Origin of the sequence: Streptomyces sp. NPDC001315 (assembly GCF_042896175.1) — a bacterium.
Classification (GTDB): domain Bacteria; phylum Actinomycetota; class Actinomycetes; order Streptomycetales; family Streptomycetaceae; genus Streptomyces.
The window spans coordinates 408,552-422,929 of record NZ_JBIAWZ010000003.1; the positions used below are offsets into that span (position 1 = coordinate 408,552).

Sequence of the window (14,378 nt, forward strand, 5' to 3'; positions counted from 1 at the left end):
TTGGACTACAAGAAGTTTGCTCAGAATGCGCTAGAAAAGCGTGCTGCGGTCGTCGATGAGATGCGCTCTGTTCGCGAAAACTCCAAGCTGTCCGATGCCGAGAAGCGTAGGCGGATCGATGAGCTTGACCTAGACGCGAATCGCTTTGAGGCTGAAGCCCGTGACTACGTCGAGCGCGCTGAGCGTGAGGCCGAATCGCGTGCTGCTATTGGGCGCTTCGGTTCTGCGCTGACCGGCCGTTCAGAGCGTGGTGAGATCCGCGACGAGGGCGACGAGTGGCGGGGGCTGCTGCCGTCTGGCAACGAATACCGCACGCTGATTGCCGGTGGTTCACCTTCAGCGGGCGGTTACGCGGTTCCTGCAACCGTCGCTGATAAGTGGGTCGAGCATCTACGAAACTCGTCGGTCTTCCTGAAGGCTCCGGGCGTCAACGTGCATCGGTTTGAGGGCGGCTCTTTCATCCTGCCGTCGCTAACCAGTTCCAGCACTCCCGGTGTCACTGCCGAAGGTGCAAGCATTACTGAAAGTGCGGCAACTTTCGCCGGGCTGACTTTCGCGCCTCAGAAGTACGCGGACTTCTACAAGGCGAGCAACGAGGTTATCAGTGACGCCAGTTTCGACATGCGTAACCTTATCGCCGGGGTCATGACGCGTAACCTTGCCGCGAAGGTCGATCTGGATTGCTTCCAGGGCGCCGGAACTTCGCAGCTAACCGGTCTCACTAAGTCCGGTGTCGCTACTGCGGTCAACCTGACGGCGGGTAACACGGTCGTTAAGTGGGATAACGTCATTAGCGCTTACAGCGACATCGAGGGTATCGGCGCGACGCCCGGGGTTATCTGGGCTTCTCCTGATATGGCGAAGGCACTACGGACCGAGCGGGAAAACTCCACCAACGGTGGTTATCTGGCGGGCCAGGTTACCGACCCGGTGGCTAAGGCGGGGGTCGGTCTTCCGCTGCTTGTCTCTGCGAACCTTCCGGCTAAGACGGTAATTGTTGCTGACCCGACTCGGGTTCACATTGGCGTGCGTTCGGATGTGGCTATAGCCATGTCTGAGGAGTTCCTTTTCGACAAGGACGCTGTGGCGTTCCGTGCCACGTTCCGCGTGGCTGGTCTCGCGGTCGATAACCCTGCTGCGGTTGTCGTAATCAAGGCTTCCGCGACCTAACAAGACTCCCCGGGTTTGGCGACCCGGGGTTGGCGCCGTCGGCGCGTAATCCATTAACGAGAGCCCCTGCTCTTGCTGCTTCCGGCGGCAGGGCAGGGGTTTCTCTTTTTGGGGACGAGTATTCCTCAGCTCTAGCTGAGATCCTGGCCCAAACTGGGCGATCTGGCGTGACCTCTTGCTGGGCGGCTGGGCCCCGTACCCGCTGCCTTCCTGGTGGCCGGTGCGGGGCCTTTTGCGTTTGGGGCACCTAGGAACGTTCCTAGGTGCTCTCGACAGCGCAGCGGCCTACGGCCAATAATCGCAGCATGGATTCTGGACTGGCAGCGGTGTTGGGCGCAGTGGCTGGCTCCGTGGGGGGTGTCGTCGGTTCGATAGTCACCGGCAGGGTTCAGCGAGACGGCGTGCTGATGTCCGTAAGGGCTGAGCATTTGAAACAGAGACATCAACCCCGGCATGAGGCTTATAGGGTTTTTCTGCGGTCGATGACCGAACTGAAAGATCGTGTCCTCGTTGAGAGCTATGAAAGTACGGGCCCAGCAGACGAGGACGCTTTCAGGAAGGAAATTAACGAACGGTGGATTGAACTCAGCCTCTTTGGTCCACCTTCCGTTAGTGCGGCAGACGGAATTTTGGTGCGTGAGCATGCGCGCCTAGTAGTTGACGCAATGGCGGCAGCCCGGGAACGAGAGTCTGAGTTACTTCGGTTGCCCGGGGATTACACCCCGGAAGTCCTACAGGATGCGGAAGATGCAGCCGGTCAAGCCGTGGACCATGTGCAAGCAGCGGCGCGTGCTCTGGCGAGAGCGATTGATGGCTTTGCGCTGACTGCTAGTGCTGCTCTCAACGATGACGGCACCAAGCGTCAACAAAAGCCGCGCTTTATGTTCCTCAGTAGACGCCGCCTATATCGCCAATGATTGGCCGAGATACGTTCTAGGCGGCCCACTCCCGATCGTTAGTCGATTTCTCACTGAACACACCCGGACTGCACATTCAGGGTGGCCACCTTTCGACGGCTGAGGGAGCCTGGTGTCCTGGCCTGCACTTTCCTTGGCTGGCGCCCCTGATTGCCTGTGCACTGCCGTTAACTGACAGTCCATCAGTCCAACGCACCAATTGCCGATACGATGAGCGCGCGGGCATTCGCTCCGTAGGCGGCAACATCTTTCAGGTTCCCGAATGCCTTGAGGTAGAGCTCTACATCACTCGGTTGAGTTTCCTTGATAGCTGCCGACAGGGTCTCTACGTGGACGCGCTTACGGTCAAAGATGGTGAACGTTTCCAGCGGCCATGCTTGCCGGGGTGCCGTGAATGGGATGACCCCCAGCGAGATTGAAGGGAGCGCCATTACGGACAACAAGTGCCCTAGTTGAGCGGCCATGACTTCCGCGCTGCCGATCCGGTACCGCAAGACTGATTCCTCAACCAGTACGGCGAATCGGTGGTCACCTTCACGGATGACGTGTGATCGGTCCATTCGCGCTGTCACGGCGTCTGACACGTCGTCCGGCGTCCCTCGGAACCTTGCAATCGAGGTCAGCAAGGCCGTTGCATAGCCGGGCGTCTGGAAGAACCCCGGCACCACGTTGGAGCAGTAGACGTGAAACTGTCGTGTCTGCTCGTAGAGAGGTACGCCTGACTCCTGTAGCCGCCGCAACCCGGTTCGCTGTAGCCGCTTCCACTGGACGTATGCCTCAGCAGCCTGCCGGTTGGCCGCAATCAGATCATCGGCCTGTCCTGGGGCGCCGCACGCCGTGCACCAGGACCTAATGTCAGAATCGCTGGCTGGCGTCTTCGCATGCTCGATGCGCGACGACTTGGATTCACTCCACTCGCAGCGGACAGCCAACTCACGCGCCGTGATTCCTGCGTCTAGCCGGATCTCTCGCAACCGACTGGCTATGGCTTCCCTGGCTTCTTGCGCCCGGGATGATGGAGACGACGACATGAGTTGGCTGTCCGTTGGTACTAGAGCGTGTATTCGCTGTGGGGCGTTGCGTGCTGCCAGATTTCCTCAAAGGCGGCAGCGCATGACTTCAGTGTCTCGGCATCGGTGCTGAGTTCATCCGTGACGTGGCTACCGTCCCCCGCGAAGTGATGGATGCGGAGTAGGGTGCCGTCGAATAGCCAGAAGTCGTTGGCTGGCACCAGGAAACCGGTCACCTGTTTGCGCGGCAACCAGCGCACATCTTCGCCAGCAGTGACGTTGGCATGCGTCGCGTAGTGCTCCCAGCGGATGTATTCGCTGACCGGCTCCGAGACGATGCGGGCACGGCGGACTGCCACACCACGCACTACGGCGTCCGCAATGGTCTGGTGGAACGGATGCCACCAGGATTCACGGTCATCCCAGTCAACGCGCTCTCCGCGCTGCCATGCCTCTAGCCGGGGATTGGTGCCGTAGTCATCCCGCATCTCCAGATGCACGGCGGATTCCCTGGTGTTGGCCAGTAGCTCACTGAAAGGCGGAACGCTCAACGGCATCGCACGCTTCCCTGATCATCGGCACCATCCGCGCCGGAATCCTGATGACTTCTTCGCTGTCCGGGATCGGCCCTTTGGCCGGTGTGTTTGCCTCGCAGGCTGCCCGAAGATCGGGGCTTGCCTTCCATCCCTGGATTACAAGCTCTCCTGACTGCTCGTCAGCCCACACAGTGGGGCAGTGCTCAAGGTCGGTGTCCGGGTCGACACCGACGAACCGTAGCGCCATGTCAGCCTCCATCAGTGCGCGGTTTGCTTCGGCTTGCACAGACATCCTCTCTCCATGATGGCCAGCGTCAAGACCGCCTGCGGATTAACTGATGTGCAAGCTCATGCAAGTTGATGGAGTCACGCGCCGCCCCAGTCGTTGACTGCTGATCTGACGACAGGGAAGCGACGCAGGGGGTTAGGCGTGAGCAAGCCGAAGACCTACCCGAGTGATCCGGTTGACCTACCGCTGAGACTCGACAAGGAGCCTGAACCTTCTGCCGGTTGTGACGTGTGCTTCGCGCTGGATTCTGAGCGGACGGAAGCCAGGATGCGCGGGGACCTTTCGAAGGTCAGTGACCTCAACGTAGAGATCCGCCGACATGCGCACAGGTCATGAGCGCGCCAACCGCTGAACGACCGGCTAAGCCATACCATCCCAAGCCACGCGCCGGACGCACAGGCGGTAAGCCTCCCTGGTCGCTGTGGAAGTACGGGAATCTGTGTGGGTACTGCGCTGGCTTGCGCGAAATCTGGTGTGACGGCTGTTGCGGATTCGGGGGCTGTCATCTCTGCCGGTGGACTGAGAAACGGCCGTGCCCCGAATGCGTGGGCGGAAGCGCGGAACTTATCCGCTGGTGAGTCTCCGGCGCGCTGAGGACGGCCCAAGCAAGGCTGAGCGTGTCGGCTGCCCCGTCTGTGCATCGTTCCCCCGTGGCGCATGGGCGATGTCACTGTTTCCGCAGGTCAGACAGCCTGTCGATTGCTGCGCGCAACTTATCTGTACGCTTGCAGAACGCGAAGCGGACGAAGGGGGCGCCGGCCTCGCGGTGGTCGTAGAAGACCGCGTTGGGGATGGCCACGACGCCGGCCCGTTCCGGCAGGGCGCGGCAGAAGGCGAAGCCGTCCGTCTCGCCGAGGGGGCGGATGTCGGTGGTGACGAAGTAGGTGCCGGCCGGTTTGAAGACCTTGAAGCCCGCCTCCGTGAGGCCCGTCGCCAGCAGGTCGCGCTTGGCCAGCATGTCCGCGCGGAAGGCGGAGAAGTAGGAGTCGGGCAGGGAGAGGGCCTCGGCGACCGCGTACTGGAACGGGCCGGACGACACGTACGTGAGGAACTGCTTCGCCGAGCGCACCGCCGTGACGAGCCCGGGGGCCGCCGTGACCCAGCCGACGCCTTGTTCGTGCACCTATTCGCATGATGCGCGGCACGCCCCCAGGGAGGCCGGCGAGGTCGGGCGACCCGTTGCCGTGAGTCCGTGTGGCGGAGAATCCGGTTCGTCGCACGGAGGTTCAATGCCGCAGTCGCTGGGGGTGACACCCCCATGTACGGCCCTTGCGGTAGCCGGCCGCTCGCCTTCAGCCGAGTTGTCCTGTCGGCCCCGGACGGGCGATAGCGTGAGGCGGCAAGGACTGTTTCTGACAGGGCGGACGATTTTCATGCGGATGCGGTTCGAACCCGAGGCCGAGGAAGAGTTCGAGGCGACGTGCGGGCTGCTGGTCGACCGCCTCGTCAGGTGGGCCGGGGAGCAGGCGCTGCCGGTGGACGGGTTCACGGCTGAGACAGCGCTGGACTACCGGCACCGGGCGACTGCCGACGGCCGACTGGGACTGTGGGAGTCGCGCCATGTGGAAGAGCTACTCCTCTCCTGGCTTCCTGAGCAGGTCACCGAGGGTCCCGGGGAGGAACACGCCGACGCTCCAGGCACACTGCGCACGCTGCTGCGCTATCTGCACGCCACGCAGTTGGCGGACCCGCGCGGCCCCGCCCTTGAGGACTCCCTCGCTGCGGTCGACGCGACGGCGGGGCAGTATCCGGCGGCGATGGCGGACCACACCCACTGGGGGATGGCGAAGTTCTGGGCCATGACAGCCGCCGAACAGGGCGTGGACGTCTTGGACGGGGCGGCATTGCAGCGGTTCGCGGAGCGGGCGCAGCGTGGGGAGGTCGTCTACGACCAGCAGGTCCTCGATGTGATCATGGAGCGGCGGCTGACCGGCAACACACTGCACGGTGTCGAGCGGGCCGAGCCGCAGCTGCCTGTGATGCTCCCCCCGGACGGCGAGCTGCGTCGACGGGCCGAGGCACTGGCGATTCTCGCGCAGTTGCGCGGACTCGCCGAGTGGGCGGGGCGCGACGGCCGCGCGGTGACGGCGGCGGGGCGGCTGCGGATGGCAGATGCCCGAGAGCTGGTGGACGTACTGGACACCGGGGACAAGGTCGACGGGGTGCGCTCTTCGGCCGACCTGCCGCGGCTGGGCCTGCTGTTGGAGTGGGCCAAGAAGGCGCGGCTGGTCCGGGTGGCCAAGGGGCGGTTGTACGCGGTGGCCAAGGCAGGGCCGGTGCTGGCCGACCCGCTCCAGCTGTGGCTGCGCGCCTTCGACGCTTGCTTCGAGCTGCGGCAGGCCCTGATCGGGGCACGCAGCGGCTGGCACGTCGAGTCGATGCTCTTCGACGTCTACGAGGACATCCTGGAAGATGTGCTGAACACGCTCTACAGCCTGCCGTACCCGATGCCCTGGCCGCGGCTGCGTGACTCCGTACACCTGGCCTATCGGGCCCGCTTCCAGCTGGACGGCCGGTCGGATATCCGGCACGGGATGTGGTTCGAGCACGCCGACCGGGACCTGCGCACGGTACTCGGCCTGCTGGATGATCTGGGCGCGATCGAGCGTGACCGCGGGATGGCCGACCCTGTGTTCCTGGACGTCGACCTCTCCGATACCGGACCCGAGCTGCCCGTGGACATGCCGCCGGAGCTCGCGGAGCTGCTGGGCGTCGCGGAGGCGGCTACGGATCCGGCGGCGCGGGAGCGTGCCGATGCCCGGCGAGAGGAGCTGACCGCTGGGCCGGTCGAACTCATCCGTCTCACCGAGCTCGGTACCCGGGCCGTACGACAGCGGTTGCTGGCGGCCGGCCGGGACGCACCGTTGGTCGGTGAACTGGCCCAGGCGTCGGCGGCCGGCCTGCTGGGGGTGCTGGCCGATGACTACGACCCGGATGCCGCCCGCACGGAGCTGGCCGGCTGGATCACAGCACGCGGCGAGCGGGAAGGTGCCTTGCGGCAACTGACCGACGCCGTAAGGACCATGACCTTCCGCACGCGAGCGCAGGCGATGCTCGACGTGCTGCTGGCGGCGTTGCCGGACGGTGAGGGCGAGGGGCTGCTGCGCACGCTGCGGCGAGACGCACAGCTGGCGCCGCTGGCGCTGAACGAGCTGGCGCACCGTGAGCTGCTGTCCCCGGAGGACATGACCGATGCCGAGCATCTGCTGGTGCTCGCCGAGAGCCTGCTTCAGCTAGTGGAGTTGGCGGGCGGCGGGGACGGCGCCGAGGAGATGCTGCGCGCCCAGGGCCCCCAGGCCAGGGACGCGGTTGCCGCCGCGTTGGACTCGGCGCACCCGGACCGGGCAGGACTCGACGAGCTCAGGCAGTTGGCGGCCCGGGCACTGGGTACCCACGGCGCCCGCGTCGGCCGCGCCCGGAAGGCCCGGCGCTCCTCTGGCAGGAGCGGCCGCAAGCGGCGCCGCTGACCGGGCAACTCCGCCTGGCCCCCAGACGCCGGGTGCGCCAGTCCTGGCATGGAGCCGGGAGGAGGGAGACCGATGGTCCTGGCGTCATGCGTCCTTGGTGGCGCTACCGTCGAGGTCGTGGTTGAGGGATGGGGCGAGGACGGACTGCGGGCCCTGCGTGGCGCGCTCCACGCGCAGGACGGGGTGGCGCTGCAGGCGGCGTTGCGTCGTGGACCCGAGCGTGAGGTGCTTCAGTTGGCCGGCGACGGTGTGGCCGGGGCCGCGGTGCAGGGCCTGCCGGGGGCCGCGGAGACGGCGGCCTTGTTTCTCGCCGCGCTCCAGGAGCGTGGCTTCCGGGGCGACAGGGAGCTGGCGGACCGGTTGCGCGTGGCCACGGGAGATGCGGCGATCCCCCTCCTGCGTCCGCTCGCGGTCGATCTGGAGATGCTCGCCATGCTGCTGGAGGGCGACCCGGCCGAGTCCGGTGGCCGGATCGATCTGTCCACCGGGGAGTGCTGGCCGGCGTTCACCGATGAGCTGGGGCCTGGGCCCGAGGCTGAGGAGGACGACGATCCGGAGCGATGGCTGTATGTGCCGGCTCTGGGGTCCAGGGCCGGTTACCGGGACATGGAGTTGTTCATCGAGGAGATGGAGGACGCTGCCCTTGCCGACCGGCTGCGGATCGCCATCGGCGGGCGGGGCGCCTTCCGGCGCTTCAAGGCCGTCCTCGCGGGTGACGAGCGCTCCTGGAGCCGCTACCACCGGTTCCGCGATGAGCGACAGCGCGGCCGGGCCCGCGCCTGGCTGGCGGAGGAGGGCTACTGCCCGCCCATCACCTTCCGCGTAGAGCCCAGCTCGGGTTCGTGTTCTCCGGGGCCGGCATGACTCTCCATTTGTTTCTGAGGGCTGTCCCGTAACTGCTGGTCACGGGTTAGATGATCTTTCTGTGGCTGGTGTGATCACGGCGGCGGAGCCGTCCTGGATAGCCCCGTTCACAGGGCTGAGCCCGCGTCAGTTCGGCAAGCTGATCACCGCGTTGCGGCGTGAGGGCGCGGACCCGGTGCGCAAGGGCCGGCCGTGGAGCCTGCCGCTGGAGGACCGGGTCCTGCTGGTCGCCGCGTACTGGAGGACCAACCTCACGCTGCGGCAGCTGGCGCCGCTGTTCGGGGTGTCGAAGTCGGCCGCGGACCGCATCATCGACCACCTCGGCCCCTCGCTCGCGCTCCAGCAGCGCAAGCGGTTCCGCACGGACACCGTGCTGATCGTGGACGGAACCCTGGTCCCCACCCGCGACCACAGCATCGCCGAGCAGTCGAAGAACTACCGGTATTCGACCAACCACCAGGTCGTCATCGATGCCGACACTCGGCTCGTCGTCGCGGTCGGCCGGCCGCTGCCGGGCAACCGCAACGACTGCAAGGCGTGGGAGCTTCGTGACCGCCGCCTGAAAGGCGACGGCGTCCGCCACGCCATGCTCGGCATCGCCCGCCTGCACAACCTCGCCCTCGCCGGATGACGGGGAAACGCTCAGGCCATCCTGCATGCAGGAGATCATTTACGGGACAACCCCTGGCTCCGCGTCGGGCCGGGGCGGTTCCCCGGTGAACTCGTTGCCGGCGCAGCAGCAGCGTCGGAGGGAGCGGGTCCTGTCGCAGGAGTGGGGCTTTCAGCTGCTGTCCACGTCGCGCGATAGAAATCAGAGCACAATCTGAGTACAGTCTGAGTATGAGTATCGCACCCTTGGCATCCGAATCGGAGTCCGTCTCGTTCACCGATCTGTCGCGGAACCCGAAGGCTGTCGCAGCCAGGGCCGCCGCCCTGGGATGTCTGCGCGTCACGCACCGGGACGCGCCCGACATGGTCTTGACCACGGCCATATACGCAGAGCGCGCCGAGGAAAACCTGACCACGGCGTCCCGGCTGTTCCTGGCACTGCTGAAGCAGGACGACGGTGCCAAGTCGCTTTTGCTCGCGCTGCCCGAGGTGTTCCCGTGGGTGCGCCACCTGGACGCCGAGGAAGTCCGGGAATTCACTGTCGAGCTTCTGGAAGCGCTGTCCGACGCCGCTGAACTGGGCGCCAGGGAGGCTGTGCACCGAGCGATCGTCTCGTGGCGGGCCACCGCCCGCATCAACGCCGATCCTGACCAGCTCAGGGAAGCGCTCCGTCCGCTCGGTGACGTCGACCTCGGCCCCGTCGAGGTGCACGAGTGAGTCCGAAGAAAGGCGATCGCGTCAGTGTTCCTCCGCTGAGCGGCTGGAACGTCATTTACGGCACGACCGAGGCCGCGACCGGTTGGGAGGAGCTGTGCCGGGTGGCGTTGCCGAACGCGCACCGCTGCCTGGAAGCCCTTCGCGCAGACCCGCTGTCGCGGGCCAACTGGAACCGCCAGCACCAGCTCCGAGGCAGACACGCCACCAGGGAATGGAAGGGCTCTGAGCTGGAGCAGTGGGAGTACGAGATCACCAGCGGCGGACGGGTCCGCTACCTGGTCAGCCCGGACACCTCGACTGTGATCCTTGTGTACGCCTCCCCGCGACACCCGAAGGACACCGAATAGCCTCCGGTGTTTCGCCCGTGCGGAAGGCGAGGCGAACCGGGGCGCGGGTTGCGATGGGATCTTGCGGCGCAGGTGGCGGGCCGACCGGAGTCGGAGGACGGCCGCGCCAAGGACGAGTGGCCCCATGCAGCGGCGGTCAGTGTGCGAACGCCTTGCGCAGCCGTTCCGCCGCGTCCGCCAATACCTCGACGCGTTTGCAGAACGCGAACCGGACGTATGGTGCGCCGGCCTCTTTGTGGTCGTAGAAGACGGCGTTGGGGATGGCGACGACACCCGCCCGCTCAGGCAGGGCGCGGCAGAAGGCCAGGCCGTCGGCCTCGCCGAGGGGCCGGATGTCGGTGGTGACGAAGTAGGTGCCGGTCGGCCGGAAGACGGTGAAGCCGGCGTCGGTGAGGCCGGCGCTGAGCAGGTCCCGCTTGGCCTGCATGTCCGCGCGGAACCCCTCGAAGTATGTGTCGGGCAGCGCCAGTGCCTCGGCGACGGCGTACTGGAAGGGCCCGGAGGCGACGTACGTCAGGAATTGCTTGGCGGAACGGACGGCGGTCACCAGTTCTGCGGTTCCGGTAACCCAGCCGACCTTCCAGCCGGTGAAGGAGAAGGTCTTGCCCGCCGAGCCGATGGTGACCGTCCGCTCCCGCATACCGGGGAAGGCGGCGAGCGGCAGGTGTTCGGCCTCGTCGAACACCAGGTGCTCGTACACCTCGTCCGTGACCACGAGCAGGTCGCGCTCGACGGCCAGCTCGGCGATGGCGGTGAGCTCCTCGCGGGTGAGCACGGTGCCGGTCGGGTTGTGCGGGGTGTTGATGAGCAACAGGCGCGTGCGGTCCGTCACCGCGTCGCGCAGTTCGTCGAGGTCCAGGCGGAAGCTGTCCTCATGGGGGCGCAGGGTCACCGGGACGCGCGTGCCGCCCGCCATGGCGATGCAGGCCGCGTAGGAGTCGTAGTACGGCTCCAGGGCGATCACCTCGTCGCCCGGTTCCAGCAGGGCGAGGAGGGTGGCGGCGATGGCCTCCGTGGCGCCCGCCGTGACCAGCACCTCGCTGTCGGGGTCGTACGACAGGCCGTAGCGGCGCTTCTGGTGCGCGGCGATCGCCGTGCGCAGCTCGGGGACGCCCGGGCCCGGCGGGTACTGGTTGCCGTGCCCCGCGCGCAGCGCGCGGACCGCCGCCTCCCGGATCTCCTCGGGGCCGTCCGTGTCGGGGAAGCCCTGGCCGAGATTGATCGACCCGGTGCTGACGGCCAGGGCGGACATCTCGGCGAAGATCGTCGTCCCGAACTCGGCGAGCCGACGGTTGAGGAAGGGGCGTGCGCTGGAGGTCATGCAGGTCATCCTGCGCCGAAGCTCTGGACTTCCTCAACTCTGCTTTGGCACGTGAGACGGCCGGGCATCCCCAGTTCACGCAACGAGCGAGGCGCCCACGGGGGGCCGCTTCGGGGGAAACGGAAGGAGGGTGACGCCATGCTCTTCGGCATCATCCTTGCGGTCGTCGGGGTTGCTTTCCTGGGATTCGTGGGAGCTGTCGTATCCGCCGCGCGTCGGAACAGCGCCGTCACGTCGTACAGCGGGGGTCGCCGCGGCACGAGCGGCAGCAGGGGCAGCAGCGGCAGCAGCGGCAGCTGGTGGGCCGGCGGGGGAGACGCCGGCGCGTCGTGCGGCTCGTCCTCGGGTGGGCACTCCGGCGGCCACTCGTGCGGGGGCGGCTCGTCCTGCGGAGGCGGGTCGTCCTGCGGGGGCGGGGGCGGATGCGGCGGAGGCAGCTGACACGGGGCAGCTGAGCTCCAGCAGGGGGAGCCGTATCCGCACGGCGGGGTCCGGGCTTGTTCCGGACCCCGCCGCGCGCGGGCGTACGCCTGGGGGTCACCGGCGCACGCCGTAGTTGAACAGTTGAGCTCTGGAGCCCTCTGAGGGATGGAAACCCTACGAAGTTGGGTAAAACCGCTGTGGCGGAGCCACAGTTCATGATTCCCTCTAAACCACCATCACACACCATCGCAGCCCATCGGACGACTTGCGCGAACACCCGTTCCCACTGGGCTGACTGGGCCGAACTGCCGCCGGCGGCCGGAGTCGAGCGGAGTCGACCGGGGTGCACCGGACCAACCCCCCACCTTTCTTTGCGTGCTTGCGGAGCCGATCCATGCTCACGACTCTTAAGACCTCTTACACCGACACGCGCGCGGCAGACCTCGCCTGGACCCTGGGGCGTGAGCCGCTCCCCGCGCTGGCCACACTCGACCTCGAACTGGGCGGCGCGAAGCTCCAGTTGAGATTGCTCGGCGCATCCCACCAGGTGCTCCTGGAGCAGGAGCAGGGCTGTTGTTCTGAGACGGTGGCGTGCATTCCCGGCAGCAGTACCCCCCTTCCGCTCGGCGTGGCCAAGCGGGTGGGCGACTGGGAGTACGAGTTCGCCGCGCGGGTCGAGGTCCTGTCGCCCGGCTCGTTCGCGGGCCGCGCGCAGGAACTGCTGGCCCTTGTCTCCGACCATCCGAACGGTCTTGCGGGCGTCTTCCCCGGCAGCCCCCACGCCTTCACGGCCATGCTGGCCCAGCGCCACGAGGGGCATGTGCACTGGCGTACATGGCACGCGTATCCGCAGGACGGGCAGTTGGTCGCGACGCGGACACGGGTGGGGGTGCGGGCCCCCAGGGTCCGTTAGGCCAACTCGGCCGGACCGGGGCCCGGGTCGGGTAAACCTCCGACACTCGCATCACGGGCAGTTCCACACGTGTGGGTGACGAAGCGTGCCACGGTCGTGACGTAACGTCGCAGTCGTGATCGAGCCGCTTGCCCCCGCCCCGCCCGGCACTCCGCTGCCCTGGGGCCGCCCCGCGTTGCTGCCGGTCCGGCCGGGGACCGGACGTTTCCTGGTCCTCGCGGGTGTCTTCGTCTGCGCCGCCTGCGGGTTGGTCTACGAACTCGAACTCGTCGCTCTGGCTTCGTACTTGATCGGCGACTCGGTCACCCAGGCCTCCGTCGTGCTGTCGGTCATGGTCTTCGCGATGGGCCTCGGCTCCCTCGCCGCGAAGCGACTGTGCCGGCACGCGGCCGCCGGCTTCGGCGCGGTCGAGGCGGTCCTCGCCCTCGTCGGCGGCTGCAGCGCGATGGCGCTGTACGCGGTGTTCGCCTGGACCGGGGACTGGGGCGGAATGTGGGGAGACGGCCCGCGCTGCCTGCTGGTCGTCTTCTCCCTCGCGATCGGCCTGCTGATCGGCGCGGAGGTCCCGCTGCTGATGGAGCTGATCCAGCGCATCCGGCGGCAGGACGCGGGCGGCGCGGTCGCCGACCTGTTCGCGGCGGACTACGTCGGCGCCCTGGTCGGCGGCCTCGCCTTCCCCTTCCTCCTGCTGCCCTTCCTGGGCCAGCTGACCGGCGCCCTGCTCACCGGCGCGGTGAACGTCGTCGCCGGCGGCGCCCTCGTCCTCGGCCTGTTCCGCCGGGACCTGAGCCGCCGCGCCCGCTGGGTGCTGCTCGTCGCCAACCTCACCGTGCTCGGCGTCCTCGCCGCGGCCGCCGTACTCGTCGACGACTTCGAACAGGCGGCGCGGCACGAGGTGTACGGCGACGACGTCCGCGTGGCGATCCAGACCGACGTCCAGGAAGTGGTCCTCACCGGCGGCACCCACGGCCGTCCCCTCAGCCTCTTCCTCGACGGCCGACTGCGGGTCGGCGGCCGCGACGAGCAGCGGTACCACGAGGCACTGGTCCACCCCGCGATGAACGGCCCCCACGCGCGCGTGCTCATCCTCGGCGGCGGCGACGGACTGGCCGCCCGCGAGGTGCTGCGCCATCCGGACGTGCGCCGGGTCGACATCGTCGAACTCGACGCGGGCGTGGTGCGGTTGGCGCGCACCGACCCGGCGCTGTCCGCACTGAACGGACATGTGTACGACGACCCGCGCGTGCACGTGACGACGGCCGACGCCTTCTGCTGGCTGCGCCGGGCACCGAGACAGGCGCCGTACGACGTCGTCGTCTCGGACCTGCCGGACCCGGGCATCACGGCCAGTACGAAGCTGTACTCGCAGGAGTTCTACGGTCTGACGCGGCGCGTACTGGCGGACGGCGGCCGTCTGGTGGTGCACGCCGGGCCGGTCTCGTCCCGCCCGCGCGCCTTCTGGACGGTGGACGCGACGGTCCGCGCCGCCGGTCTGCGCACCGCCCCGTACCGCGTGGCCGGCCGCGACGCCGGCTTCGCGGGGGGCCCCGACCGGTCCGCCTCCATCACACGCGCGCCACGCGACTGGGGCTTCGTCCTGGCAGCGGCCGGCACCCGGCCGGCCCTGGACTTGGGGCCGGGCCGTGTCGAACCGCCGCTGCGCACGCTGACCCGGGCCGGGCTCGTGGCGGACGCGCGGGCGGCGGCGCGGACGCGGATCGGGGGGTTGGCGGCGTCGACGTTGGTGCATCCGCGGTACTGAATTCGGCGCTTCCGCGGTACCGAACGACGGGGC

At 67.5% G+C, this 14,378-nt stretch carries 13 protein-coding genes and 1 pseudogene; 9 read left to right on the plus strand and 5 right to left on the minus strand.

Annotated features, from left to right (window positions below; all coding sequences use genetic code 11):
• Both ACFY16_RS12315 and ACFY16_RS12320 read left to right on the plus strand, forming a co-directional pair.
• Positions 1-1,170, plus strand: coding sequence for a phage major capsid protein (locus tag ACFY16_RS12315; protein ID WP_390647015.1), 1,170 nt, complete (start codon positions 1-3; stop codon positions 1,168-1,170).
• Positions 1,171-1,475: 305 nt separating this feature from the next.
• On the plus strand, positions 1,476-2,087 hold the full coding sequence (locus tag ACFY16_RS12320; protein WP_390647016.1) for a hypothetical protein: 612 nt from the start codon (positions 1,476-1,478) through the stop codon (positions 2,085-2,087).
• A 182-nt stretch (positions 2,088-2,269) separates the two neighbouring features.
• Here ACFY16_RS12320 and ACFY16_RS12325 read toward each other — a convergent pair whose 3' ends face one another.
• The 4 genes and pseudogenes from ACFY16_RS12325 to ACFY16_RS12340 form a co-directional block, all read right to left on the minus strand.
• A complete protein-coding gene (locus ACFY16_RS12325) occupies positions 2,270-3,118 on the minus strand; it encodes a helix-turn-helix domain-containing protein (protein ID WP_390647017.1) in 849 nt (282 codons plus the stop codon).
• Positions 3,119-3,138: 20 nt separating this feature from the next.
• Positions 3,139-3,654: a DUF6879 family protein gene (locus ACFY16_RS12330; protein ID WP_390647018.1), complete on the minus strand. Its 516-nt coding sequence runs from the start codon at positions 3,652-3,654 to the stop codon at positions 3,139-3,141.
• On the minus strand, positions 3,626-3,880 hold the full coding sequence (locus ACFY16_RS12335) for a hypothetical protein (RefSeq protein ID WP_390647254.1): 255 nt from the start codon (positions 3,878-3,880) through the stop codon (positions 3,626-3,628). Before ACFY16_RS12335 ends, ACFY16_RS12330 begins: the two co-directional genes overlap by 29 nt.
• A gap of 709 nt (positions 3,881-4,589) precedes the next feature.
• Positions 4,590-5,030: pseudogene (locus ACFY16_RS12340) on the minus strand (aminotransferase class I/II-fold pyridoxal phosphate-dependent enzyme); the annotation flags it as partial.
• 271 nt (positions 5,031-5,301) lie between these two features.
• Here ACFY16_RS12340 and ACFY16_RS12345 point away from each other — a divergent pair.
• The 5 genes from ACFY16_RS12345 to ACFY16_RS12365 all read left to right on the plus strand — a co-directional run bounded on the left by ACFY16_RS12345 (position 5,302) and on the right by ACFY16_RS12365 (position 9,926).
• Positions 5,302-7,389, plus strand: coding sequence for a hypothetical protein (locus tag ACFY16_RS12345; protein ID WP_390647019.1), 2,088 nt, complete (start codon positions 5,302-5,304; stop codon positions 7,387-7,389).
• Positions 7,390-7,506: 117 nt separating this feature from the next.
• Positions 7,507-8,253 (plus strand): UPF0158 family protein, encoded by a 747-nt coding sequence (locus ACFY16_RS12350; protein WP_390647020.1) that lies wholly within the window; start codon positions 7,507-7,509, stop codon positions 8,251-8,253.
• A gap of 61 nt (positions 8,254-8,314) precedes the next feature.
• Positions 8,315-8,884, plus strand: a complete 570-nt coding sequence (locus tag ACFY16_RS12355) for a transposase family protein (protein WP_390647021.1) — start codon at positions 8,315-8,317, stop codon at positions 8,882-8,884.
• 209 nt (positions 8,885-9,093) lie between these two features.
• Positions 9,094-9,579 carry a prevent-host-death family protein gene (locus tag ACFY16_RS12360; RefSeq protein WP_390647022.1) on the plus strand — a complete coding sequence of 162 codons (486 nt, stop codon included), beginning with the start codon at positions 9,094-9,096 and terminating at the stop codon, positions 9,577-9,579.
• Positions 9,576-9,926, plus strand: a complete 351-nt coding sequence (locus ACFY16_RS12365; protein ID WP_354720386.1) for a hypothetical protein — start codon at positions 9,576-9,578, stop codon at positions 9,924-9,926. Before ACFY16_RS12360 ends, ACFY16_RS12365 begins: the two co-directional genes overlap by 4 nt.
• A gap of 136 nt (positions 9,927-10,062) precedes the next feature.
• Here the strand turns inward: ACFY16_RS12365 and ACFY16_RS12370 are convergent, their stop codons facing one another.
• A complete protein-coding gene (locus ACFY16_RS12370) occupies positions 10,063-11,256 on the minus strand; it encodes a pyridoxal phosphate-dependent aminotransferase (RefSeq protein WP_390647023.1) in 1,194 nt (397 codons plus the stop codon).
• 808 nt (positions 11,257-12,064) lie between these two features.
• Here ACFY16_RS12370 and ACFY16_RS12375 point away from each other — a divergent pair.
• On the plus strand, positions 12,065-12,583 hold the full coding sequence (locus tag ACFY16_RS12375; protein WP_390647024.1) for a DUF2617 family protein: 519 nt from the start codon (positions 12,065-12,067) through the stop codon (positions 12,581-12,583).
• 115 nt (positions 12,584-12,698) lie between these two features.
• On the plus strand, positions 12,699-14,345 hold the full coding sequence (locus ACFY16_RS12380) for a polyamine aminopropyltransferase (protein ID WP_390647025.1): 1,647 nt from the start codon (positions 12,699-12,701) through the stop codon (positions 14,343-14,345).
• Positions 14,346-14,378: the final 33 nt, after the last annotated feature.